A 23,880-nucleotide genomic window follows, 5' to 3' on the forward strand; every position below is an offset into this window, starting at 1 on the left:
CTGCTGCCTCTGCTGCCTCCGCCACCTCCGCCACCTCGGCGCCCGCTGCCACCGCCTCCGCCACCCCGGCCAAGGCCGGCGACACCGCAGCCGATGACACCGACACCGGACGCGCGCTGTTCTGGCGCGGCGTCGCCACCTCCGGCCTGAACCCGAAGACGCTGCTGTTTTTCCCGTCGTTCTTCCCGCAGTTCATCATCCCGGATGCCAACTGGAGCCTGAATGCGCAATTCCTGCTGCTCGCCGCGACCTTCGCGGTGCTGTTCGCCGGCGGCGTCGCGTCGATGGCGCTGTTCTCGCATCGGCTGAGCCGTGCGCTGCAGCGGCCGGCGCGGATGCGCGCGATGAACCGCGTGACGGGCGGGCTGCTGGTCGGGATGGGCGCGATCATGGCCGGCTGGAACTGAGCGACCGCGCGGCCGCCGCCGGGCGAGGTCGCCGGGCGACGTCGCCCGGCGCGGCAGCCGCGCGTCGCGCCATGCCGGCCGACATGCAGCCGGTACAATCGCGCGATGTCCGAATTGCTCACTTACGGCGGCCTGTTCGCCGTGTCGATGGTCGCCGCGACCCTGTTCCCGCTCCAGTCCGAAGCCGTGCTGGCCGGCCTGCTGCTCGCCGGCCGCGAGCCCGTGTGGGCGCTGGTGGTGGTCGCGAGCATCGGCAACGTTGCCGGCTCGGCGATCAACTGGGCGCTCGGCCGCGGCATCGAGCACTTCCGCGATCGGCGCTGGTTTCCGGTCAAGCCGGCCGCGCTCGCGCGCGCCGAGGGCTGGTATCGGCGCTACGGCCGCTGGTCGCTGCTGCTGAGCTGGGCACCGGTGATCGGCGATCCGCTGACGATGATCGCCGGCGTGCTGCGCGAGCCGCTCCCGACCTTTCTCGCGATCGTGACGGTCGCGAAGGTCGGCCGGTATCTCGCCGTCGCGTGGCTCGTGACGGCCTGACACGGGTCGTTTGCGTCCGACGTCGCCCCCTCGCGCCACCACAGCCCACTCCCCGCTAAAGATTTCGCCGAAGCTGCCGTTTTCCTTACGGTATTGCGGTGACGCGTGCGTTCCGCCTCTCTCCCCCACACTCAGGAAGCCTATGAGATTGACCCAATTGGGCCGGGCGAGCGTCGGCGCGCGTCTGGCCGCACTCGCGTGTGCACTCGTCGCACTGTTGTTTACCGTGTTCGCGTGGGCGCTCGCCCATTTCGCCGGCGCGCAGCTCGCCGACGAGGCGCACGCGCGTATCGCCGACAAGGAGCAGTCGATCCGCGCGATGGTCGAGATGTTCGACAAGGCACTGTCGGCCGAAGCGAGCCGCGCCATGTCGCTGCTCGCCAGTTTCCTGCCGGCCGATTTCTCGCTCGACACGACGCGCACCGTCGACATCGGCGGCGTCGCCGCACCCGTGCTGTCCGCGGGCGGACAGCCGCTCGATCTCGATTACTCGATTCCCGACCAGTTCCTGAAGAAAAGCGGCGCGATCGCGACGATCTTCGCGCGTGACGGCGACGACTTCGTCCGCGTGACGACGTCGCTGAAGAAGCAGGACGGCACGCGCGCGGTCGGCACGCGCCTCGATCGCACGGGCCCCGCCTACGCGCCGCTCGTCGCCGGACGCACCTATACCGGCCTCGCGAAACTGTTCGGCCGGACGTACATCACGCAATACAAGCCGGTCACCGACGCGACGGGCCGCGTGATCGGCGCGCTGTTCGTGGGCCTGGACGTCGGTGCCGAGCTGCAAGTGGTCCAGGACGGCATCCGCGCGTTGAAGATCGGCGACAACGGCTACTACTTCGTGCTCGACGCGTCGCCGGGCGCATCGCGCGGCACCTTCGTCGTCCATCCGGACGCCGCCGGCCAGCACGCCGACGACACGCGCGCGCCCTACACGCAGATGCTCGCGGCCGGCCAGGGCCGGCTCTCCTACACGTCGACGGACCCGGCCGCGCACGATGCGCAACCCACCGCGAAATTCGTGTCGTTCACGACGGTTCCGCAATGGCAGTGGCTGGTCGGCGGCATCGCGCTCGACGACGAACTGCTCGCGGGCATGCGCACCATCCGCAACCGTTTCCTGATGATCGCGGCCGTGCTGGTCGCTGCGTTCGCGGCGCTGTTCGTGGTCGTCGTGCGACGTGTCGTCAGCCGGCCGCTCGATGCGGCCGCTCGTGCATCGGAACGCTATGCGGCCGGCGATCTCAGCATCCGGATCCGCGATGGCGCGGCCGCCCGCGGCGCGACGGGCAACGACGAGATCGGCCGGCTCGTGCAGGCGGTCGACGGAATCGGCGACGGCCTCGCGCGGATCGTCGCGCAGGTGCGCAGCAGTTCGTCCGACATCGCGCGCGGCACCGTCGGGATCGCGGCCGGCAGCGGCGACATCGCCGCGCGGATCGCGACGCAGGCGAGCAGCGTCGAGCAGACCGCGGCCAGCATGGAGCAGATCACGGCCGCCGTGCAGCAGAACGCGGAGCACGCGGCGCAGGCGAACGCTTTGGTTGCGGACGCATCGACCGCCGCGACCGACGGCGACGCGGCGGTGCAACGCGTGGTCGCGACGATGGACGACATTGGCCGTGCGACGCGCCGGATCGCCGAAATCACGAGCACGATCGAAGGCATCGCATTCCAGACCAATATCCTGGCGCTGAACGCGGCGGTCGAAGCGGCACGCGCGGGCGAGCACGGCAAGGGCTTCGCGGTGGTCGCGGCCGAAGTGCGCGCGCTCGCGCAGCGCAGCGCGGCCGCGGTCAAGGAAATCGACGCGTTGAGCGCCGAATCGTCGACCACCGTCGAACAGGGCTACCGGATCGCGGACGCCGCGCGCGGCACGATGCGCGACATCGTCCAGCGCGTCGACCAGGTCAGCACGCTGATCGGCGAGATCAGCGCCGCGTCGCGCGAGCAATCGACCGGCATCGAGCAGGTGAACCAGGCGATCACGCAGATCGGCGAGGCGACCCAGCAGAACGCGACGCTGATCTCGGATGCCGAACGCGCGGCCGTTGCGTTGCGCGACCAGGCCGCGCAACTGTCAGAAGCGGTCAGCGTGTTCCGGCTGGAACGGGGCGCGTGAAACGGGACGCATGACACGCGGCGAGCGGCCGGGCCTCTGCCCGGCCCGGCTGCTACTTACTTCTTGTCGTCGCCCGCGAGATCGATCGCCTTGTCCGATCCGACCGCATTGCGCAGCTGGAATTTCTGGATCTTGCCGGTCGACGTCTTCGGCAGCTCGCCGAACCGCACGGCCTTCGGCACCTTGAACCCCGCGAGCAGCTTCCGGCAGTGCGCGACGATCTCCTCCTCGGTCGCGCTCGCGCCGTCGCGCAGCTCGACGAACGCGCACGGCACCTCGCCCCACTTCGGGTCCGGCATCGCGACGACCGCCGCGACCGCGACAGCCGGATGCCGGTACAGCGCGTCCTCGACCTCGATGCTCGAGATGTTCTCGCCGCCGGAAATGATGATGTCCTTGCGGCGATCCTTGATGCGGATATAGCCATCCGGCGTCAGCACGCCGAGATCGCCCGTATGGAACCAGCCGCCGTGGAACGCCTCGTCGGTCGCCTTCGGATTCTTCAGGTAGCCCTTCATGCAGATGTTGCCGCGGAACATGATCTCGCCGAGCGTCTCGCCGTCGGCCGGCACCGGCGCCATCGTGTCCGGGTCGAGCACCGTCGCGCCCGCTTCCAGGTGATAGCGCACGCCCTGCCGCGCGTTCAGGCGCGCGCGCTCGTCGTCGGGCAGCTCGTCCCAGTGCGCCTGCTTCGCGCATACGGTGGCCGGGCCATAGACCTCGGTCAGCCCGTACACGTGCAGCAGGTCGAAGCCGATCTCCTTCATCTTCGCGATCACGGCCGGCGCCGGTGCCGCACCGGCGACCATCGCGTGCACCGTGTGATCGATGCCTTCGCGCAGCTCGGCCGGCGCGTTCGCGATCGCGCTCTGCACGATCGGCGCGCCGCAGTAATGCGTGACGCGTTCACGGCGGATCAGGTCGAACACCGTCTTCGCATCGAACTTGCGCAGGCACACGTTCACGCCCGCGCGCGCCGCGACGGCCCACGGGAAGCACCAGCCGTTGCAGTGGAACATCGGCAGCGTCCACAGATACACCGCGTGCTTCGGCATGTCCCATTCGAGGATGTTGCTGATCGCCGCGAGATGCGCGCCGCGATGGTGATAGACGACGCCCTTCGGGTCGCCGGTCGTGCCCGACGTGTAGTTCAGCGCGATCGCGTCCCACTCGTCGGCGGGCGGCGTCCACGCGTAGTCGCGGTCGCCGGCGGCAATGAACGCTTCGTAGTCGGTCGCGCCCGCGAAGCGCGCGGGGTCGGCCGGCATCGCGTCGGCGACGCTGACGATCTTCAGGGCCGGCAGTTCGAGCGCCGCGCGCTGCGCGAGCTCCGCGTACTCGGTATCGACGATCAGCACCTTCGCTTCGCCGTGACGCAGCATGAACAGCACCGACGAGATGTCGAGCCGCGTGTTGATCGTGTTGAGCACCGCGCCGGCCATCGGCACGCCGAAGTGCGCCTCGACCATCGCCGGGATGTTCGGCAGCAGCGCCGCGACCGTCTCGCCGCGGGCGACGCCGGCTTGCGCGAGCGCGCTCGCGAGCTGCTTCGCCCGCGTATAGGTTTCGCCCCACGTGCGCCGCACGTCGCCGTGCACGATCGCGAGGCGCTCGCCGTAGACTTCGGCCGCGCGGACCAGAAAATCGATCGGCGTGAGCGGCACGTAGTTGGCGTCGCGGCGGCCGAGTCCGGCCTCGAACATCTGCGTCATGATCCTGTCTCCCGTTTTTCGTCGACCGGCGCGTGCGTCGATGCCGCGGCGCACGCTTCGATCTCGTATCCAGCCGGAGTGCATGCACTCCGATTCGTTTTGATGTGGTTCAATTGCCGACAGCCTAACGGGCGCTATTGTGAGCCGTCTGTCATCGAAACGACAGAGTGCGCCGCGAACGCTGCGCGTTATCCCTATCCTCGCAAACCCGCATCCATGCACGACCATCTCGTTGCGCCGCCCGACGCGGCCGCCGTCCCTGCCGAACCGGGTCCGTTGCCGGCGCTGTCCGTGCTGTTCGGCCAATGCGCGTGGTTCCGCGCGCTCGCGCCGGAACATCAGGCGCTCGTGCTCGCGCAGTCGCGGGCGGAACAGCGCGAGGCCGGCGACGTGATCGCGCGGCGGCTCGCGCCGTCCGAATACTGGATCGGCGTGCATCGCGGGTTGCTGAAGCTCGCAATCTTCAACGCGTCGGGGCGCGGCTGCACGTTTTCCGGCGTGCCGTCGGGCGGCTGGTTCGGCGAAGGCAGCGTGATCAAGCGCGAGCTGCGCAAGTACGAAGTGGTCGCGGTCCAGCGCTCGACCGTGCTGTTCGTGCCGGTCGACACGTTCCATGCGCTGCTCGACACGAGCCTGCCGTTCACGCGCTTCGTGATCCACCAGCTGAACAACCGGATGGGCGAATTCATCGCGTCGATCCAGAACAGCAGGCTGCTCGACGTCGATGCGCGCGTCGCGCAAGCGCTCGCGCAGCTGTTCAATCCGGACCTGTACCCGGACACCGGCCCGTCGCTCGCGATTTCGCAGGAGGAACTGGGGATGCTCGTCGGCGTGTCGCGGCAGCGGATCAACCAGGCGCTGCAGCAGCTCGAGAAGCTCGGCGTGCTGCGGCTCGCGTACAACCAGATCGAGGTCGTCGATCTGGCCGCGCTCGCGCGGGTCGGGATGGAGCAGATCTGAGCGCGGCAAGATGAACGAAATCGTCGTCGCCGCGGCGCGCGGATCCGGTGCGGCAGCCGTTTCGAGGCCCGTGCACCCGCGCACGTTTGATCCGATGAATCAGCTTGTCGCCGCCGCGCGTCGACCTGACAATTCCGCCAGTTTCGCGTCAGTAACCCGTTACGGCCCGACACCTATCATTCGGGTTCCCTTCACCGACGCCTGACCACCGCCCGTCCCGCCGCCTCCATGTGGATCGTCAACCTCGCCCTCAGGCGCCCCTACACGTTCATCGTGATGGCCATCATGATCGTGCTGGCCACCCCGCTTGCGCTGATGCGCACGCCGGTCGACGTGCTGCCGGCGGTCAACATTCCCGTCATCAGCGTGATCTGGAATTACACCGGCTTCTCCGCGCAGGAGATGACCAACCGGATCACGGCCGTCCATGAACGGATCCTGACGACGACCGTCAACAACATCCAGCACATCGAATCGACGTCGCTGCCCGGCATCGCGGTCGTGAAGGTGTTCCTGCAGCCCGGTGCAAACGTGCAGACGGCCATCGCGCAGACGGTCTCGTCCGCGCAGGCGATCGTGCGGCAGATGCCGCAGGGCGCGACGCCGCCGCTCGTGATCACCTATTCGGCGTCGAGCATCCCGGTGATCCAGCTCGGGCTGTCGAGCACGACGCTCAGCGAACAGTCGCTCGCCGACATCGCACTCAACTTCCTGCGCCCGCAACTGATCACGATCCCGGGCGCGCAGATCCCGTTCCCGTACGGCGGCCGCACGCGGGTCGTCGCGATCGATCTCGATCCGCAGGCGTTGCTCGCGAAGGGCCTCACGCCGGCCGACATCGTCAATGCGGTCAACACACAGAACCTGGTGCTGCCGACCGGCACCGCGAAGATGGGCCAGAGCGAATTCCGGATCGACACGAATGCGTCGGCCGACACGATCGCCGACATCAACAACCTGCCGATCCAGACCGTCAACGGCGCGACGACCTACCTGCGCGAAGTCGCGGCAGTGCGCGACGGCTTCGCGCCGCAGACCAACGTCGTGCGCCAGAACGGCCAGCGCGGCGTGCTGATGTCGATCCTGAAGACCGGCGACGCATCGACGCTGAAGGTCGTGTCGGACCTCAAGACGCTGCTGCCGAAGGTGGTCCCGACGCTGCCCGAGGGGCTCACGATCACGCCGCTGTTCGACCAGTCGGTGTTCGTCAACGCCGCCGTGCAGGGCGTGATCCATGAGGCGCTGATCGCCGCCGTGCTGACCGCGATGATGATCCTGCTGTTCCTCGGCAACTGGCGCAGCACGCTGATCATCGCGATCTCGATTCCGCTGTCGATCTTCACGTCGCTGATCGCGTTGTCGGCGCTCGGCGAGACCATCAACATCATGACGCTCGGCGGGCTCGCGCTCGCGGTCGGCATTCTCGTCGACGATGCGACCGTCACGATCGAGAACATCGAGCGGCATCTGCATCTCGGTACGGACCTGCACGAAGCGATTCTCGAAGGCGCGGGCGAGATCGCGGTGCCCGCGTTCGTGTCGACGCTGTGCATCTGCATCGTGTTCGTGCCGATGTTCTTCCTGACGGGCGTTGCGCGCTTCCTGTTCGTGCCGCTCGCGGAAGCGGTGGTGTTCGCGATGCTCGCGTCGTACGTGCTGTCGCGCACGCTCGTGCCGACGCTCGCGATGCTGCTGTTCCGCCCGCAGCAGGCGAGCACCGGCCACGACCGGTCGACGTCGCGGTTCGCGCGGCTCCATCACGCGTTCAACGGTGCGTTCGAGCGCCTGCGCGCGTGGTACATCGTGCTGCTCAGCATGCTGCTGGTGCGCCGCCGCTTCTACGCGATGTGCTTCCTCGGCTTCTGCGTGCTGTCGACCGGCCTCGTGTTCGTGCTCGGCCGCGACTTCTTCCCCAACGCCGATTCCGGCAACATCCGGCTGCACGTGCGCGCGCCGACCGGCTACCGGATCGAGGAAACCGCGCGCCTCGCCGACCAGGTCGAGCGCGTGATCCGTGAAGCGGTGCCGCCCGACGAGCTCGGCGCGATCGTCGACAACCTCGGGCTGCCGGTGAGCGGCATCAATCTGTCGTACAGCAACGCCGGCACGATCGGCTCGCTCGACGGCGAACTGATGATCGCGCTGAAGCCCGGCCACCGCGCGACCGAGCACTACGTGCAGACGCTGCGCACGCTGCTGCCGCAGCGCTTCCCGGGCATCGAGTTCTTCTTCCAGCCGTCGGACATCATCACGCAGATCCTCAACTTCGGTCAGCCGGCCGCGATCGATGTGCAGGTGCTCGGCAACGATCTCGCGAGTAACATGACTATCGCGAGCAGCCTGATGAAGAAGATCAGGCAAATCCCCGGCGCCGTCGACGTGCACGTGCTGCAGCGCAACGACGAACCGACCCTGGTGGCCGACATGGACCGTACGCGCATGCAGCAGTTGAGCCTTTCCGCGCAGAACGTCGCGCAGAACATGCTGATCTCGCTGTCCGGTAGTTCCCAGACGACGCCGTCGTTCTGGATCAATCCGCGCACGGGCGTCCAGTACCCGCTGCAGATCCAGACCCCGCAATACAACATCGCGTCGATCGACGACCTGCTCGGCACGCCGGTTTCCGCGAGCGGCCGCATGGGCATGCCGCTGCAACTGCTCGGCAACCTCGTGCGGGTTCACCCGGTCGCGAGCCCGGCCGTGATCACGCACTTCAACATCCGGCCGGCGGTCGACCTGTACGTGAGCGTGGAAGGCCGCGATCTCGGCTCGGTCGCGGGCGAGATCGACCGGATCGTGTCCGACGCGCGCGCGACGCTGCCGCGCGGCACCGACCTGTCGGTGCGCGGCCAGGTCGAGACGATGCGCACGTCGTACCTCGGCCTCGGCGCGGGCGTCGCGGTGGCGATCGTGCTCGTCTACCTGCTGATCGTCGTGAATTTCCAGTCGTGGCTCGATCCGCTGATCATCATCAGCGCGATGCCTGCCGCGCTCGCCGGCATCGCGTGGATGCTGTTCATCACCGGCACGCACCTGAGCGTGCCCGCGCTGACGGGCGCGATCATGACGGTGGGCGTCGCAACCGCGAACAGCATCCTGGTCGTGTCGTTCGCGCGCCAGCGCCTCGCGGACGGCGCGCCGCCGCTGACGGCCGCGCTCGAAGCCGGCGCGACACGGATCCGCCCGGTGCTGATGACGGCGCTCGCGATGATCATCGGGATGGTGCCGATGGCGCTCGGTCTCGGCGAAGGCGCCGAGCAGAACGCGCCGCTCGGCCGCGCGGTGATCGGCGGCCTGCTGTTCGCCACCGTTTCGACGTTGCTGTTCGTGCCGCTCGTGTTCGGCGGCGTGCACGCGCGGCTCGCCCGCCGGCGCGCGCGCCAGGCCCGACACTGATTTTCGCCCCTCGCCTACCCAGCCAACAGACCCGGTCAATTCATGGAAGAGAAACATCACAGCTCCGTCGGCATCCACGTGGACGAACACGGCATGCACCTGCCGACGCGCACGTCGGTGTCGCGGCGCGCTCGGGTCGTGCTGATCGTGATCGGCGTGCTGCTGGTCGCGGGCGCTGCGCGCACGATCGTCGTCAACGTGCTGAACCGGCATCACCTCGACGCGGTGGCCGAGCAGAACACGCGCCAGTACGTGAGCGTCGTGCGTCCGGTCGATGCGGCCACCGGCGGCAAGCTGACGCTGCCCGGCACGCTGCGCGGCTTCATCGAAGCGCCGATCTATGCGCGCGCGAGCGGCTACGTGCTGCGCTGGCAGGCCGACATCGGCGCGCACGTGAAGCAGGGGCAAGTGCTCGCCGAGCTCGACACGCCCGAGCTGAACCAGGAACTCGCGCAGGCCACCGCGCAGCGCCAGCAGGCGCAGGCCACGCTCGCACTCGCGAAGACGTCGTTCGACCGCGCGCAGCAGTTGCGCCAGCGCGATGCGGTGTCGCAGCAGGAGCTCGACGACCGGCAAGGCGCGTTCAACCAGGGCACCGCGAGTCTAGCGGCGGCCGATGCGAACATGCGCCGGCTCACCGAGCTGAAGGGCTTCCAGCGCATCGTCGCGCCGATCGACGGGATCGTCACGCAGCGCAACGTCGACGTCGGCGACCTCGTCAGCTCCGGCAACGCGGGCCGCGCGCTGTTCACCGTCGTGCAGGCCGACCGGCTGCGCCTGTACGTGCAGGTGCCGCAGGCATACGCGCAGCAGGTGAAGGTCGGCCAGCACGTGAGCGTCGCGCAGGCCGAACTGCCCGGGCAGACCTTCGACGGCACGGTCACGCGCACGTCGCAGGCGATCGACGTCGCGACGCGTTCGCTGCAGATCGAGATCACGCTGCCGAACCCGGACGGCCGGCTGCTGCCCGGCGCATACGTGCAGGCGACGCTGCCGATGACGCCGGTCGGTCGCCTGCAGATTCCGGCCAACACGCTGCTGTTCCGCGCCGAAGGGCCGACGGTCGCGACCGTCGATGCGAACGGCCAGGTGCGGCTGAAGGCGGTGACGGTCGTGCGCACGATCGGGCAGACGCTCGAGGTCGACGGCCCGCTCACGCCGAACGACCGCCTCGTCGCGAACCCGAGCGACGCGCTCGCAAACGGCGACATGGTCGTCGTGCAGGCGCCGCCGGCCGCGAAGCCGGCGTCCGCGGTCGCGGGAGCGAAGTCGTGAGCGCAATGCGCCCCCGCCTGCGTCCGGCGGCCGTCCTGACCGTCGTCGCGGCTGCGGCCCTCGCCGGCTGCACGGTCGGCCCCGATTACCAGCGCCCCGCCGTCGACACGCCGGCAACTTGGCGGCTCGATCCCGCCGATGCGTACTGGCACCCGGCCGCACCGGCCCGGGCGCCGCTCGACCCGGCCTGGTGGACCGCGTTCGGCGACGCACAGCTCGACGCGCTCGAAGCCGACGCGCTGCGCAACAACCAGAACCTGAAGGCCGTCGCCGCGCGCTACGACCAGGCGAAGGCGACGCTCGCGTCGGTCGGGTCCGCGCAGTATCCGGCCGTCGGCCTGAACGCGAGCGGCCAGCGCTTCAAGATCTCCGCCGACCGGCCGCAGACCAACTACGCGACGAAGAGCATGTCGACCGTGCAGAACGACATCCAGGTCGCCGCGAGCGTCAGCTACGAGCTCGACCTGTTCGGCCGCGTGCGGCGCAACGTCGAATCCGCGCAGGCCAGCTCCGAGCAGGCGCGCGACGATTTCGCGAATGCGCGCCTCGTGCTGAGCGCCGATCTCGCGTCGAGCTACTTCGCGCTGCGCGAGTTCGACACCGAGATCGACGTCGTCAAGCGTTCGATCGACCTGCAGCAGAAGGCGCTCGACTACGTGAGCGCGCGTCACGACCTGGGCGCGGTGTCCGGCCTCGACCTGCTGCAGCAGCGCTCGCAGCTCGACGCCACGCGCACGCAGGCGCAATTGCTGATCCAGCAGCGCGCGCAGGTCGAGACGGCGATCGCGACGCTGGTCGGCACGCCGGCGCCGGCGTTCTCGCTGCCGCCGCGCGTGGTGCCGATCAACGCGCCCGCGCTGCCGGCCGGCATGCCGAGCGACCTGCTGCAACGGCGCCCCGACGTCGCGTCGGCCGAGCGCGCGATGGCCGCCGCGAACGCGCAGATCGGCGTCGCGCGCGCCGCGTATTTCCCGCGCATCGCGCTGTCGCCCGACATCGGCTGGGACGCGACGCGCTTCTCCGGCCTCTTCACCGTGCCGGCGCTGCTGTGGTCGATCGGCGCCTCGATCAGCCAGCCGCTGTTCCAGGGCGGCAAGCTGAAGGCCGGTGTCGACTTCGCGCAGGCCGGTTACGTGGCCGCGCAGGCCAACTACCGGCAGACCGTGCTGACCGCGTTCCAGGAGGTGCAGAATGCGGTGACGGGCCTGTCGGTGCTCGCGCAGGCCGCGCAGCAGGCGTCGGCGGCCGTCGACGACGCGCGCAAGCTCGTGTCGCTCGCACAGGATCGCTACGCGGGCGGCCTGACGCCGTTCATCGACGTGCTGACGGCTCAGCAGCAGTTGCTGACGAGCGAGCGCCAGGCCGTGCAGATCCAGGGCCAGCGCGCGGCGCTCGTCGTGTTTCTCGCGAAGGCGCTCGGCGGCGGCTGGGACGGCGGCGCGACGGACGGCGCCGCGCCGACCGACGTCGCGGCGGCCGGCCCGCAGCCGGCCGCGACCGTCGGCCCCTGACCCGGCCCCTAACCCGATAACGCACACACGCCTATGAAAGTCCTGATCGTCGAAGACGAACCGAAAGTCGTCGAATACCTGAAGAGCGGCCTGAGCGAGGAAGGCTGGGTCGTCGATACCGCGCTCGACGGCGAGGACGGCGCGTGGAAAGCCGTCGAATTCGACTACGACGTGGTCGTGCTCGACGTGATGCTGCCGAAGCTCGACGGCTTCGGCGTGCTGCGTGCGCTGCGCGCGCAGAAGCAGACGCCCGTGATCATGCTGACCGCGCGCGACCGCGTCGACGACCGCGTGCGCGGCCTGCGCGGCGGCGCCGACGACTACCTGACCAAGCCATTCTCGTTCCTCGAACTGATCGAGCGGCTGCGCGCGCTCACGCGCCGTGCGCGCGTGCAGGAATCGACGCTGATCTCGATCGGCGACCTGCGCGTCGACCTGATCGGCCGCCGCGCGACCCGCGACGGCACGCGCCTCGACCTGACCGCACAGGAATTCCAGCTGCTCGGCGTGCTCGCGCGGCGCAGCGGCGAAGTGCTGTCGAAGACGACCATCGCCGAACTCGTGTGGGACGTGAACTTCGACAGCAACGCGAACGTCGTGGAGACCGCGATCAAGCGCCTGCGCGCGAAGCTCGACGGCCCGTTCGCGGAAAAGCTGCTGCACACGATCCGCGGGATGGGCTACGTGCTCGAGGCGCGCGAGGAAGGCGACGCGGAGCGGCACGCATGAAACGCTCGATCACCCTGCGCCTGTCGGCGATGTTCGGCATCGTGTCGCTGCTCGTGTTCACGCTGGTCGGCTGCGGGCTGTTCGTGATGATGGAGCGCCAGCTGTTCGCCGAACTGCGCGCGACGATCGACACGCGCGCGAAGGTCGCGCAGATGATCGTGTCGCACGCGACCACCGCCGCGCGCGGCCGCCTGATGCAGGAAAAGCTCGCCGACCTCGAACCACCCGACGGGTCGACGCGCTACCAGGTCGAGAGCCCCGATGCCAACTTCCGCTTCGGCCATCCGGTCGACGGCGTGCCCGTCGGCGAACCGTTCGGGGCGTTCCAGCAGTACGCGCTCAACCACAGCAGCTACAACGTGATGACGAAGACCGTCCCGGTCGCAGGCAGCGGCGAGCGCCCTGACCTGAAGCTGATCGTCGCGACGTCGTGCGAGCGCACGCAGCGGATGCTGCGCCGTTTCGTGTGGACGCTCGCCGCGCTGATCGCGACGGCCACCGTCCTCACGCTGCTGCTGAGCCGCGCGGTCGCGCGCTTCGGGCTCGCGCCGCTCGAACGGCTGTCGCAGGACGCGGCGGCCATCAGCGCCACCAACCGCCGCCAGCGGCTGCAGACCGACGCGCTGCCGACCGAGTTGCGCGACCTCGCCGCGTCGTTCAACGGCGCGCTCGAGCGCATCCAGCAGACCTATGCGCGGCTCGAGGCGTTCAACGCGGATGTCGCGCACGAGCTGCGCACGCCGATCAGCATCCTGATCGGCCAGACCCAGGTCGCGCTGACGAGCCGCGACCGCTCGGTCGACCGGATGCGCCAGACGCTGCAGTCGAACCTTGAGGAGTTCGAACGGCTGCGCGTGATCATCAACGACATGCTGTTCCTGTCGCGCAGCGATCGCGGCGAACGCGCGACCGACCTGAAGCACGTGTCGCTCGCCGACGAAGTGCGGCGCATGCTCGACTTCCTCGAGATCCCGCTCGACGAAGCGCAACTGCGCGCGGAACTGCACGGCGATGCGCGTGCCGCCGTCGATCCATCACTGTTCCGCCGCGCGATGACCAACCTGCTGATCAACGCGATCCAGCATTCGGCGCCCGGTGCGACACTGAACGTGACGATCACGCCGCGCGACACGCTCGTCGACGTGTCGGTCGCGAACCCCGGCGAGCCGATCGACTCCGTGCAGCGCTCGCATGTGTTCGAGCGCTTCTACCGGCTCGAGGAAGCGCGTGCGAACAGCAAGGAGAACCACGGGCTCGGGCTGTCGATCGTCAAGGCCGTCGCGGAAATGCACGGCGGCAGCGTGTTCGTCGCGTGTTCGGGCGGCGTCAATACGTTCGGCTTTTCGGTGTCGACGCAACCGTCCGGCAGCGACCCGCTGTCGACGGCCGGCGCCACCGCTCCTCGTCCGCTGCAGCCGGCGCCCGCGCCGCGCGCGTTGCACTGACGGCGAGCCGCACCGCACCGCACCGCACCGCACCGCACCGCACCGCACCGCACCGCACCGCAGAGGGCAGTTTTCTTCAATACGGGCACCGGCTGCTTCTTTAGTCTCGATGCGACTTTGACTTTCGCATGGAGGCACTCAATGAGCATGCTGGTTTCAATGGCCGCGTTCGCGCTGGCGTCGTCGATCACACCCGGCCCCGTCAACATCGTCGCGCTGAGCGCGGGCGCGCGCCACGGTCTCGGCGCGAGCCTGCGTTATGCGGCCGGCGCGACGCTCGGCTTCGTCGCGCTGTTCCTGTTGATCGGCCTCGGGCTGCACGCGGTGCTCGCGCGCTGGCCGATGCTGACTACGGCCACCCAATGGTCGGGAATCGCGTTCCTGCTTTACCTTGCGCTGCGGCTCGCGCTCGACGACGGGCGGTTATCGGCGAATCCGGACGGCTCCAGCGTGGCCGGCCCGTCGGCCGCGGCCGGCGCGGCGATGCAGTGGCTGAATCCGAAGGCATGGCTCGCGTGCGTGGCCGCGATGGGCGCGTATGCGGCCGACGGCGACCGCGCGCAAGTGTGGCAATTCGCGGCGCTGTATCTGGTGATCTGCTTCGCGTCGATCGCGTGCTGGGCGTATGCGGGCGCGTCGCTGCGCCATCGGCTCGCGAACGCGCGGCGGATGCGGTTGTTCAACCGCGCGATGGCGCTGCTGCTTGCAGGCAGCGCGCTTTATTTGCTCGATATCTAGCGGGGGTGCTGCGGGTGGCCGGGGATGTGGGCCGTTGGCGGGAATCGGCTCGCGGCTCGCGGCTCGCATTGTGCAGTGGGCGGTGGGCGGTGGGCGGTGGATAGCGGATAGCGGATAGCGGGCGCTGCCAGCACCGCCCCACCGTTCCCCGCTCAATTCGCTGCGCTTCGATACTGCCCCGGCGTCGCGGCCGCGATGCGCCGGAACGCGCGCTGGAAATGCGCCTGGTCCGCGAAGCCCGCATCGAGCGCGACGTCGGCGATCGGCCGGCCGCGGCGCAATTCGGCCCGCCCGAACTGCACCCGGCGGTCGATCAGGAACGCATGCGGCGTCATCCCGTAACGGGCGTTGAACGCGCGGATCAGATACGACGGCGACAGGTCGGCGGCCGCGCAGATCGCATCGAGCGTGACGGCCTGACGGCAATGCGCGGCGATGTAATCGGCCGCGCGCGCGAGCTTCGCGTTGTCGACCCCGCGCCGCGCGTGGTCGGGCAGCTCGCGATCGAGCGCGCCGTGCAGCCGCGTGAAGAACTCGACCGCCGCGCTTTCCTTGCCGAGCGGATCGACGCCGGGCGCGACCAGCGTGCGGTAAAAGCCGCCGAACTGCGCGAACAGGTCGCGTCGCTCAGTCAACTTCGGCGAAAACCCGCGAAAATCGCGGTTCGGATCTCGCCCGAGCGAATGCTGCAAGCGCGTGAGCCACGGCACGTCCACATAGACCATCCGGTACGCCCACGCGTCCGGGCCATACGGATTGCACGCATGCACCTGCTCCGGATCGATGATCACGAGCACGCCGCGCCCGACGTGTTCCTTCGTCGCGCCATTGAGGTAGGTGCTCGTGCCGCCGACGATCGCGCCCAGCGAAAACGTGTCGTGCGTGTGCTTCGCGTAGCAGATCGTCCGCCCGTCGTCGACGGTGCGCGCCTCGATGAACGGCAGCGCGGCGTCGCGCCAGAACGGCGACGGCACGGTAACGGTATGGGCGGAACGGCTCACGCGACGGGCTCCCGGATCGGACGGCGAACGCACACCGTACAAGACCACGCGGCGCGATGCAACAGCGACACGACGCTTCGCGGCCGGATCGCCTAAGCTTTGAATTCCGGCCGCTCCGGCAGGCGCGGCGGGTTCCGATCCGTCTTATCCCTCTTACCCTCATCACACCGGTACGCTCATGCACATCGATCTGACAGGCAAGACCGCGGTCGTCACCGCTTCCACCGCCGGCATCGGGCTGGCGATCGCCGAAGGGCTCGCGCAGGCGGGCGCACGCGTCGTCGTCAACGGACGCAGCGACAAGTCGGTCGAGTCCGCGCTCGCGCTGCTGCGCAGCGCGGTGCCCGACGCGGACGTCGACGGCGTCGCCGCCGACCTGTCCGATGCGGCCGGCGTCGCGCGCATCACGCAGCACACGCCGGACGCCGACATCCTCATCAACAACGCGGGGATCTACGGGCTGAAGGCATTCTTCGACATCGACGACGACGAATGGACGCATTACTTCCAGATGAACGTGATGTCGGGCGTGCGCCTGGCAAGGCATTACCTGAAGGGCATGCTCGCGCGCAATACCGGCCGCATCGTGTTCATTTCGTCGGAGTCGGGCCTGAACATCCCGGTCGACATGATTCACTACGGGTTCACGAAAACCGCGCAGCTGGCGATCGCACGCGGCCTCGCGAAGCTCGCGGCCGGCACCAACGTGACGGTCAATTCGGTACTGCCGGGGCCGACGATGTCGGAAGGTGTGCGCGCGATGCTGAAGGAGACGGCCGACGAAACCGGCCGCAGCATCGACGATGTCGCTGTGGATTTCGTGCGCAGCGAGCGTGCAAGCTCGATCATCCAGCGGCCGGCAACGACGGAGGAAGTCGCGAACATGGTCGTGTACGTGTGCTCGCCGCAGGCATCGGCCACGACGGGCGCGGCGTTGCGCGTCGACGGCGGCGTGGTCGACACGATCGCGTGACGGCTGTACGGCACGGCGCGCGCAGCGCGGCGCGCCGCTACCGTACTATCGCGACGCGCTCTTCCCCACCTGAAGCGTGCCCTTGCGGTCGGCGTCCATGCAGGTATCGAAGCCGTATTGCGTGACGGCGCCGGCCTTGTCGAACACCACGAAGTAAGGCCGGTGATCGTTGCCGTGCTCGATGAAGTAGTTGTAGCAGACGCCGCTGCCGTTGCGGACCATCCAGACGCTGCGCGGGTTGCCGCCCGCGCGGACGACGTCGGCGCGCGTCGCGCCGTGCCGCGACGCGGCCCTCGCGAGCGGCGTGCGCGAATACGAGAACGGCAGCCACGAGTCGAACCACGCGCAGCCGTGCAGCATCAGGCAGCTTGCGGCCAGCGACAACGTCGCTGCGGGACGGGACATCGAAATCAATCGCATGCTCGGGGAATTCTGCTGCGCCATGCAGGCGTGATCGAAAGCCCCATGCTACTAGACCTTTGGGTCCGGATCGAAAAGAAATGTAGAGACTTGTGTCCGATGCGCCGCACGCCGCGGCCCGCTGCACACCCGATCGTCACGAACCGTTGCGGTGCCGGGCCGGTCGGCGCGCGCGTCCGCACCCCGGCGCCGATGCATCGAATCGGCCCGATGTAGCGCATCGTCATGCAACCCATTCGGCCCACATCATCGTCAGCACCGTCATCAGCGCGGGGCCGACGAACAGCCCGATCAGCCCGAACGTCTCGGCACCGCCGAGGATGCCGAACAGCACGAGCAGGAACGGCAAGCGGGTCGAGCTGCCGATCAGCACCGGCCGCACGAAATGCTCGGCGACGAACACGACCACGAAGCCGATTACCAGCACCACGACGGCCCACACGGTCGCGCCCTGCACGAACAACCAGAGCGCCGCGCCGCAGAACACGATCGGCGCGCAGAACGGCAGCATCGCGGCCACCGCCGTGACGAGGCCGAGCAGCGCCGCATGGGGCACGCCGGCCAGCGCGTATGCGACACCGAGAATCGCCCCCTCGCCGAGACCGACGACGACGAGCCCCGTCACCGTGCCGTACACGGCCGCGGCCATCCGCTCGATCAGCTCGCCGCCGCCGGGGCCGAATGCGCGCCGCGCGCCCTGCAGCAACGCGCCGGACAACTTGTGGCCGGCTCGCATGATGACGAACAGCGTGACCAGCATGAAGCCGAACTCGAACAGCGCATGCGCGAGCTTCGAGCCGAACTGCCGCCCGAACGCGATGAATTTCTCGCCGCTCGCGCCATGCATCGCCGTGGCCGCGTGCAGCGGATGACCGAGATTGGCCTGCCACCATTCGGTGATCTGCGCGGAGCCGTAAGGCAAGCGGCTGATGACGTCCGGCAGCGCAATACCGTTGTCCTGGATCGAATGCAGCCAGATGCTCAGGTCGTGCTCCTGCGAAATCGCCTGCCCCAGCGCGATCGCGACCGGCAGCACGACGAGCAGCGAAACGCCCGTGGTGATCACGGTCGCGATCAGGGTCGGCCGGTTGCGAAACCAGCGATCGGATTCGAAGCGTTTCAGCAGCGGCCACAGCGCGATCGCAATCACGCATGCCCATGCGATGGCGGGAAGAAAATCGCGGATCACCCATAGCGCGAGCATCAGCAGCGCCGCGTACAGCACGGCGCGGGCGATCTGCTGCGCGCGCGGCCGTGCGGCGGAATCGGGAGACGGCGGGACGTGTGCGCCCATGACACCTCTGTCGAAATGAAAAATGGCGGTTCGCGCAGGCTGCGAGCCTGGTCGAACCGCCATTCTATCCATCGACGCCGCAATGGCATGCACACGCACTGCCAAGCATCGTCAAATGCGAGCCGCGGACGCCGCGCCGCGGCGCATGCTCAGGCCACTTTGTCGGCGACGCGATACCGCTCCAGCCAGTGCGCGTATGGCGCGGGCAGCGTCCACGACGGACGCTCGACGCCGAGCTGCTTGGCCGCGTAGTACGGCCAGTGCGGATCGGCGAGATGCGCGCGGCCGACCATCACGAGGTCGAGCTGCTGCTCGGCGACGACGCGATTGGCAAGCTGCGGCGTGTCGATGCCCCATGCGGACGACACCGGCAGGCCGGCCTCGCGGCGCACACGTTCCGCGATCGGTGCGAGGAACGCCGGCCCCCACGGAATCTGCGCATCGGGCGTCGAGAAGCCGACCGACACGCTCAGCATGTCGAGCCCTTCCCGCTTCATCCGCTGCGTGAGCGCGATCGATTCGGCGAGGGTTTCTTCATCGCGGCCATCGTATTCGATCACGCCGAGGCGCGCGGTCAGCGGCAGGTGCTCCGGCCAGACCTGACGGACGGCCTTCAGCGTGTCGACGAGGAAACGGCCGCGGTTTTCGGCCGAACCGCCGTACTCGTCATCGCGCTGGTTCGCATGCACGGAGAAGAAACTCTGCGCGAGATAGCCGTGCGCGAAGTGCAGTTCGAGCCATTCGAACCCGAGGTCGCGGGCGCGCTTCGCCGACGCGACGAAATCGGCCTGCACACGCGCGATGTCGTCGTGCGTCATCGCGCGCGGCGTCTTCGGCAGGTGCGCACCGAACGGGATCGCCGACGGCGCGATGGTCTGCCAGCCGCGCGGGTCGCCGTCGGCGATGTGGTCGTCGCCTTCCCACGGACGGTTCGCGCTCGCCTTGCGGCCCGCATGCGCGAGCTGGATGCCCGGCACCGCCCCGGCCGCCTTGATCGCCGCGACCGACGGCGCGAACGCGTCGGCCTGCGCGTCGGTCCACAGCCCGGCGCAGCCCGGCGTGATCCGGCCTTCCGGCGACACGGCCGTCGCCTCCGCGATCACGAGGCCCGCGCCGCCGCGCGCGATGCTGCCGAGATGCACGTGATGCCAGTCGTTGACGACGCCGTCTTCGGCGACGTACTGGCACATCGGCGGCACGGCGATGCGGTTGCGCAGCGTGACATCCTTGAGTTTGAACGGTTCGAACAGGGCAGACATCCACCACTCCTTTGCTTGGTTCTACGAAACGACTGGACGAGCCGCCGTGCGGTACGCGCGGCGGAACGATGCGGGCCGTCGCCGGGCCGGTTGCGCGCGACGACAGCAACAGCCTGGCGCCGATGGTTCCGGCGCCGGGCCGGCTTATTGACGGCTGAGCTGCGCGAGCAGCGCCTCGGCCGCGGGCTCCGACGATGCCGGGTTCTGCCCCGTGATCAGCAGCCCGTCGGTCACGACATGCGGCGCCCAGTCGGCACTGCGCTCGAACTGCGCGCCGTTGGTCTTCAGCATGTCCTCGACGAGGAACGGCACGACTTCCGTCAGTTCGACGGCCGCTTCCTCGCTGTTGGTGAAGGCGGTCACGCGCTTGCCCCGCACGACCGACTCGCCGGTTTTCGGATCCTTCACGTGACGCAGCACGCCCGGCGCATGGCACACGGTGGCGACCGGCTTGCCGGCCGACAGCGCGCGCTCGATCAGGCCGATCGAATGCAGATCCTCGGCAAGATCCCACAGCGGGCCATGCCCGCCCGGGTAGAACACCGCGTCGTAATCGTCCACCGACACGTCGGCCAGCTTGCGCGTGGCGGCGAGCTCGGCCTTGGCGGCCGGGTCCGCGTCGAAGCGGCGCGTGGCGTCGGTCTGCGCGGTCGGATCGGCGCTTTTCGGGTCGAGCGGCGGCTTGCCGCCCTGCGGCGACGCTAGCGTCAGCTCGACGCCCGCATCCTTGAACGCGTAGTACGGCGCGGCCAGTTCCTCGAGCCAGAAGCCGGTTTTCTTGCCGGTGTCGCCGAGCGTGTCGTGCGAAGTCAGGACAACCAGAATCTTCATGATCGGAACTCCTTCAGAGGGGAAACAGGGCCGCGTCGCGGCGGCCAGCGTGACACACGCCGCCTGCGCCGCTGACGGCGTGCCTGCCGGTTAGTCCGCCGGCACGCGTCAACGTGCCGGCCACGTAGCGAAAATGTTGATCGAATTTGTATTAGACCAGTCGTCTAGACAAGACTCGAAAAAAATGACGACCGCTCCGGCACGACCAGCATCGCAGCGCGATATGGCATTTTCGCGTCCGGGATGCACGTTCAGGAACGGCGTCGCATTCGTCAGCGCGAATGATAGCGCTCGATTAGACCGGTCGTCTAGAGATCGAAGATCAGCCCTGCCGTCGACATGGCTTTTGCGACGGCGCGGGTGCGGCAACGTCCGTTGCCGATCGCGCCCCACTCGCGCCGCCGCTTCGCCTAGCCGTGCACCGGCCCGTCCGTATCGCCGGCCTCGATCACCGGGATCTCGAGCCGGTGGCCGTGCGTACCGTCGGCGAGCAGCCCGAGCATCAAGTTCGCGAGCGTTCGTCCGGACGCATGCCCGGTCGGCTGCACGACCGCCGTCACGCGATGCGGATGTGCGATGTCCGGCGGCACGCCGTCGTAGACGATCAACGACATGTCCGTTCCGAGCCGCAAGCCGCTGTCGACCAGCGCCCGGAATACGCCGCCGCCCGCGATGTTGTTGTCGACCAGCAGCGCGGTGGGCCGATCGGCCTGCGCGAGCAATGCCTGCGCACCCTGCCGCCCGCCGTCGCGCGTAAACGCACATTCGACGAGCAGCGCCGGATCGGGCTCGATGCCGGCCTCGCGCAGCGCCGCCAGATAGCCGGCGCGGCGCTGCATCGCGAAATTGAGCGACAGCGGCGCACTGAGCATCGCGATGCGCCGATGGCCGAAGCCGATCAGGCGCCGCACCGCGTCGCGCGCGCCGGCCTCGTTGTCGAAATCGAACCATGCGTACGGCTCGGCGGCTTGCGTGCGGCCATACGCGACGTACGGAAACGCATTCGACCGCAGATACGCGAGGCGCGGATCGTCGACCAGCGTGCGCGCGACGATCAGCCCGTCGACGAGCTTGCCGTCGACGAGCCGGCGATACGTGTCCAGCTCGGCGTTCGGCCGCGCGGACGCGATGATGAAGTCGAGATTGCGCTCGGCGAGCCGCTCGGTGATGCCCGCGACGACTTCGCCGAAGCGCGGATCGCCGAGATCGCCCGCGCCGAACGGATACACGATGCCGATCGTATCGGCGCGCCCCGTCGCCAGCCGGCGCGCAGTCGGATCCGCGACGTAACCGAGCTCGCGCGCAGCCTTCATCACGCGTTCGCGGGTGGCTTCGCTCACGTCGTCATAGCCGTTCAGCGCGCGACTGACCGTCGTGCGCGACAGCCCCAGCGCATCCGACAGCGCCTTCAGATTCACCTTCACGTCGCTCCTCGCGTTGTGGGTTCCGTTCGGCCAATCGCCGCCTGTGGCAATTATTTCCGAACGGTAGCTATTACCGTCAAATATTTATCTTTTGACGTCCAAACCGGTTTGAAATAGCATCCAAACCGGTTTGGATATCGGTACCGCCCTCAATCGTTTCTTTCACCGTCAACGGAAACTACGCCGACATGACTTACTTTCCTTTTTGCCGCACGACCGCGGCCAAACGTTTGCTGTTCGCCGGCGCCGCAGTGGCCGCGTTCGCGTCCGTCGCGCATGCGCAGACCGCCGGCGCACCCGCGCCCACGCCGCACACGCAACAGGCCTACGATCCCGAAGGCAACTTCACGATGCGCTGGACCCGCGCCGACATTCGCCAGATCGTCGCGCAGTCGCACACGGCCGGCGCCGACCGGAACTCGCTGCCGCAAGCGCTGACGATGCCGGATATCCCGCAGGATTTCCCGCTGGTCAACTCGAACGTGTGGGTCTGGGACACGTGGCCGCTGGCGGACCTGCGCGCGAACCAGCTCAGCTACAAGGGCTGGGAGGTGATCTTCTCGCTGACCGCCGACCCGCATGCGGGCTACACGTTCGATGACCGTCACGTCCATGCGCGCATCGGCTTCTTCTATCGCCGTGCCGGCGTTCCCGCGTCGCAGCGGCCCGCGAACGGCGGCTGGACCTGGGGCGGCCACCTGTTCCCGGACGGCGCGAGCGCGAAGGTGTTCGGCACGGCGCCGATGACCAACAACGCCGAATGGTCGGGCTCCGCGCGTCTCACGAACGGCGACAACGTCAGCCTGTACTACACCGCGACGTCGTTCAACCGCTCGGCGCCCGGCGGCGCCGACATCACGCCGCCGCAGGCGATCATCACGCGCACCGACGGCCATATCCACGCCGACGACAAGCACGTGTGGTTCAGCGGCTTCGACGATCACAAGGCGCTGCTGCAGCCGGACGGCAACTACTACCAGACCGGCCAGCAGAACACCTACTTCTCGTTCCGCGATCCGTTCGTGTTCACCGATCCCGCGCATCCGGGCAAGACCTACATGGTGTTCGAAGGCAACACGGGCGGCCAGCGCGGCGCGCGGACCTGCACCGAGGCCGATCTCGGCTACGCGCCGAACGATCCGTACAAGGAAGACCTCAACGCGGTGATGAACTCGGGCGCAGTGTATCAAAAGGCCAATGTCGGCCTGGCGGTCGCGACGAACCCGCAACTGACCGAATGGAAGTTCCTGCCGCCGATCCTGTCGGCGAACTGCGTGGACGACCAGACCGAGCGTCCGCAGATCTATCTGAAGGACGGCAAGTACTACCTGTTCACGATCAGCCACCGCACGACGATGGCCGCGGGCGTGGACGGGCCGGACGGCGTCTACGGCTTCGTCGGCAACGGTATCCGCAGCGACTTCCAGCCGCTGAACGGCGGCAGCGGCCTCGTGCTCGGCAACCCGACCGACTTCTCCGCGCCGGCCGGCGCGCCGTATTCGCAGGATCCGAACCAGAACCCGCGCGAGTTCCAGTCGTATTCGCACTACGTGATGCCGGGCGGGCTCGTCGAGTCGTTCATCGATGCGATCGGCCCGCGTCGCGGCGGCACGCTCGCGCCGACGGTGAAAGTCAACATCAACGGCACGTCGACGGCGGTCGACCGCGCCTATGGCCGCGGCGGTCTCGGCGGCTACGGCGACATCCCGTCGAACCTGCCGGCGACGGGCGCCGGTCACAACGACGGCGGCTCCGGTACGCGGCCGTAATCGCAACGGCCTCGTAACCCTTGTCGGTTCGGCAGGCGGGTATTGCGCCGGTATTGCCCGTGTCCCGTGCACGC

At 68.5% G+C, this 23,880-nt stretch carries 20 protein-coding genes; 13 read left to right on the forward strand and 7 right to left on the reverse strand.

Translation table 11 applies throughout. From position 1 onward, the window contains the following. From C7H84_RS04415 to C7H84_RS04425, 3 genes are all read left to right on the forward strand, one after another. On the forward strand, positions 1-407 hold a 407-nt coding region (locus tag C7H84_RS04415; protein ID WP_162999200.1), incomplete at its 5' end, for a LysE family transporter. 105 nt (positions 408-512) lie between these two features. After that, positions 513-944, forward strand: coding sequence for a YqaA family protein (locus C7H84_RS04420; RefSeq protein WP_121857587.1), 432 nt, complete (start codon positions 513-515; stop codon positions 942-944). A 142-nt stretch (positions 945-1,086) separates the two neighbouring features. Then, the gene (locus tag C7H84_RS04425; protein ID WP_121857588.1) at positions 1,087-3,069 is read left to right on the forward strand and encodes a methyl-accepting chemotaxis protein; all 1,983 of its coding nucleotides are present in this window, start codon (positions 1,087-1,089) and stop codon (positions 3,067-3,069) included. Between the two features lie 56 nt (positions 3,070-3,125). Here C7H84_RS04425 and C7H84_RS04430 read toward each other — a convergent pair whose 3' ends face one another. Next, positions 3,126-4,781: an acyl-CoA synthetase gene (locus C7H84_RS04430; protein WP_121857589.1), complete on the reverse strand. Its 1,656-nt coding sequence runs from the start codon at positions 4,779-4,781 to the stop codon at positions 3,126-3,128. Between the two features lie 216 nt (positions 4,782-4,997). Between C7H84_RS04430 and C7H84_RS04435 the strand changes: the two genes are divergently transcribed. From C7H84_RS04435 to C7H84_RS04465, 8 genes are all read left to right on the forward strand, one after another. Beyond that, a complete protein-coding gene (locus C7H84_RS04435) occupies positions 4,998-5,741 on the forward strand; it encodes a Crp/Fnr family transcriptional regulator (protein WP_162999201.1) in 744 nt (247 codons plus the stop codon). Positions 5,742-5,751: 10 nt separating this feature from the next. Then, a complete protein-coding gene (locus C7H84_RS36210) occupies positions 5,752-5,946 on the forward strand; it encodes a hypothetical protein (RefSeq protein ID WP_162999202.1) in 195 nt (64 codons plus the stop codon). 23 nt (positions 5,947-5,969) lie between these two features. Beyond that, entirely contained in the window at positions 5,970-9,137 is a 3,168-nt protein-coding gene (locus tag C7H84_RS04440; RefSeq protein WP_121857590.1) for an efflux RND transporter permease subunit, read from the forward strand. A gap of 42 nt (positions 9,138-9,179) precedes the next feature. Continuing rightward, entirely contained in the window at positions 9,180-10,412 is a 1,233-nt protein-coding gene (locus tag C7H84_RS04445; RefSeq protein ID WP_121857591.1) for an efflux RND transporter periplasmic adaptor subunit, read from the forward strand. A gap of 5 nt (positions 10,413-10,417) precedes the next feature. Next, positions 10,418-11,923, forward strand: a complete 1,506-nt coding sequence (locus C7H84_RS04450; RefSeq protein ID WP_121857592.1) for an efflux transporter outer membrane subunit — start codon at positions 10,418-10,420, stop codon at positions 11,921-11,923. A gap of 33 nt (positions 11,924-11,956) precedes the next feature. After that, positions 11,957-12,652, forward strand: a complete 696-nt coding sequence (locus C7H84_RS04455) for a heavy metal response regulator transcription factor (protein ID WP_121857593.1) — start codon at positions 11,957-11,959, stop codon at positions 12,650-12,652. After that, complete coding sequence (locus tag C7H84_RS04460) at positions 12,649-14,097, forward strand: heavy metal sensor histidine kinase (protein WP_121857594.1); 1,449 nt, start codon at positions 12,649-12,651, stop codon at positions 14,095-14,097. Before C7H84_RS04455 ends, C7H84_RS04460 begins: the two co-directional genes overlap by 4 nt. 141 nt (positions 14,098-14,238) lie before the next feature. Next, a complete protein-coding gene (locus C7H84_RS04465; RefSeq protein ID WP_121857595.1) occupies positions 14,239-14,835 on the forward strand; it encodes a LysE family translocator in 597 nt (198 codons plus the stop codon). Between the two features lie 152 nt (positions 14,836-14,987). On the opposite strand, the gene C7H84_RS04470 is transcribed toward C7H84_RS04465, so the two are convergent. Next, complete coding sequence (locus tag C7H84_RS04470; RefSeq protein WP_121857596.1) at positions 14,988-15,836, reverse strand: AraC family transcriptional regulator; 849 nt, start codon at positions 15,834-15,836, stop codon at positions 14,988-14,990. A gap of 178 nt (positions 15,837-16,014) precedes the next feature. On the opposite strand from C7H84_RS04470, the gene C7H84_RS04475 reads away from it, so the two are divergent. Continuing rightward, on the forward strand, positions 16,015-16,809 hold the full coding sequence (locus C7H84_RS04475) for an SDR family NAD(P)-dependent oxidoreductase (RefSeq protein ID WP_121857597.1): 795 nt from the start codon (positions 16,015-16,017) through the stop codon (positions 16,807-16,809). Positions 16,810-16,854: 45 nt separating this feature from the next. On the opposite strand, the gene C7H84_RS04480 is transcribed toward C7H84_RS04475, so the two are convergent. The 5 genes from C7H84_RS04480 to C7H84_RS04500 all read right to left on the reverse strand — a co-directional run bounded on the left by C7H84_RS04480 (position 16,855) and on the right by C7H84_RS04500 (position 22,037). Continuing rightward, positions 16,855-17,229, reverse strand: coding sequence for a hypothetical protein (locus tag C7H84_RS04480; protein WP_121857911.1), 375 nt, complete (start codon positions 17,227-17,229; stop codon positions 16,855-16,857). 223 nt (positions 17,230-17,452) lie between these two features. Beyond that, positions 17,453-18,523 (reverse strand): AI-2E family transporter, encoded by a 1,071-nt coding sequence (locus C7H84_RS04485; protein WP_121857598.1) that lies wholly within the window; start codon positions 18,521-18,523, stop codon positions 17,453-17,455. A 149-nt stretch (positions 18,524-18,672) separates the two neighbouring features. Continuing rightward, the gene (locus C7H84_RS04490; RefSeq protein WP_121857599.1) at positions 18,673-19,782 is read right to left on the reverse strand and encodes an NADH:flavin oxidoreductase/NADH oxidase; all 1,110 of its coding nucleotides are present in this window, start codon (positions 19,780-19,782) and stop codon (positions 18,673-18,675) included. Positions 19,783-19,926: 144 nt separating this feature from the next. Next, positions 19,927-20,613: a type 1 glutamine amidotransferase domain-containing protein gene (locus tag C7H84_RS04495; RefSeq protein WP_121857600.1), complete on the reverse strand. Its 687-nt coding sequence runs from the start codon at positions 20,611-20,613 to the stop codon at positions 19,927-19,929. 410 nt (positions 20,614-21,023) lie between these two features. Continuing rightward, on the reverse strand, positions 21,024-22,037 hold the full coding sequence (locus tag C7H84_RS04500; protein ID WP_121857601.1) for a substrate-binding domain-containing protein: 1,014 nt from the start codon (positions 22,035-22,037) through the stop codon (positions 21,024-21,026). 188 nt (positions 22,038-22,225) lie between these two features. On the opposite strand from C7H84_RS04500, the gene C7H84_RS04505 reads away from it, so the two are divergent. Continuing rightward, the gene (locus C7H84_RS04505; RefSeq protein WP_121857602.1) at positions 22,226-23,806 is read left to right on the forward strand and encodes a glycoside hydrolase family 68 protein; all 1,581 of its coding nucleotides are present in this window, start codon (positions 22,226-22,228) and stop codon (positions 23,804-23,806) included. The last annotated feature ends 74 nt before the right edge of the window (positions 23,807-23,880 follow it).

Source organism: Burkholderia sp. Nafp2/4-1b (assembly GCF_003635165.1).
Lineage (GTDB): Bacteria > Pseudomonadota > Gammaproteobacteria > Burkholderiales > Burkholderiaceae > Burkholderia.

What these genes read in the sequence shown, in the direction of transcription:
- C7H84_RS04420 (WP_121857587.1), top strand. Translation starts at nt 513, where the DNA reads ATGTCCGAATTGCTCACTTACGGCGGCCTGTTCGCCGTGTCGATGGTC.
- C7H84_RS04460 (WP_121857594.1), top strand. Translation starts at nt 12,649, where the DNA reads ATGAAACGCTCGATCACCCTGCGCCTGTCGGCGATGTTCGGCATCGTG.
- C7H84_RS04440 (WP_121857590.1), top strand. Translation starts at nt 5,970, where the DNA reads ATGTGGATCGTCAACCTCGCCCTCAGGCGCCCCTACACGTTCATCGTG.
- C7H84_RS04485 (WP_121857598.1), bottom strand. Translation starts at nt 18,523, where the DNA reads ATGGGCGCACACGTCCCGCCGTCTCCCGATTCCGCCGCACGGCCGCGC.
- C7H84_RS04490 (WP_121857599.1), bottom strand. Translation starts at nt 19,782, where the DNA reads ATGTCTGCCCTGTTCGAACCGTTCAAACTCAAGGATGTCACGCTGCGC.
- C7H84_RS04450 (WP_121857592.1), top strand. Translation starts at nt 10,418, where the DNA reads ATGCGCCCCCGCCTGCGTCCGGCGGCCGTCCTGACCGTCGTCGCGGCT.
- C7H84_RS04455 (WP_121857593.1), top strand. Translation starts at nt 11,957, where the DNA reads ATGAAAGTCCTGATCGTCGAAGACGAACCGAAAGTCGTCGAATACCTG.
- C7H84_RS04495 (WP_121857600.1), bottom strand. Translation starts at nt 20,613, where the DNA reads ATGAAGATTCTGGTTGTCCTGACTTCGCACGACACGCTCGGCGACACC.
- C7H84_RS04465 (WP_121857595.1), top strand. Translation starts at nt 14,239, where the DNA reads ATGAGCATGCTGGTTTCAATGGCCGCGTTCGCGCTGGCGTCGTCGATC.
- C7H84_RS04475 (WP_121857597.1), top strand. Translation starts at nt 16,015, where the DNA reads ATGCACATCGATCTGACAGGCAAGACCGCGGTCGTCACCGCTTCCACC.
- C7H84_RS04425 (WP_121857588.1), top strand. Translation starts at nt 1,087, where the DNA reads ATGAGATTGACCCAATTGGGCCGGGCGAGCGTCGGCGCGCGTCTGGCC.
- C7H84_RS36210 (WP_162999202.1), top strand. Translation starts at nt 5,752, where the DNA reads ATGAACGAAATCGTCGTCGCCGCGGCGCGCGGATCCGGTGCGGCAGCC.
- C7H84_RS04430 (WP_121857589.1), bottom strand. Translation starts at nt 4,781, where the DNA reads ATGACGCAGATGTTCGAGGCCGGACTCGGCCGCCGCGACGCCAACTAC.
- C7H84_RS04435 (WP_162999201.1), top strand. Translation starts at nt 4,998, where the DNA reads ATGCACGACCATCTCGTTGCGCCGCCCGACGCGGCCGCCGTCCCTGCC.
- C7H84_RS04505 (WP_121857602.1), top strand. Translation starts at nt 22,226, where the DNA reads ATGACTTACTTTCCTTTTTGCCGCACGACCGCGGCCAAACGTTTGCTG.
- C7H84_RS04445 (WP_121857591.1), top strand. Translation starts at nt 9,180, where the DNA reads ATGGAAGAGAAACATCACAGCTCCGTCGGCATCCACGTGGACGAACAC.
- C7H84_RS04480 (WP_121857911.1), bottom strand. Translation starts at nt 17,229, where the DNA reads ATGCGATTGATTTCGATGTCCCGTCCCGCAGCGACGTTGTCGCTGGCC.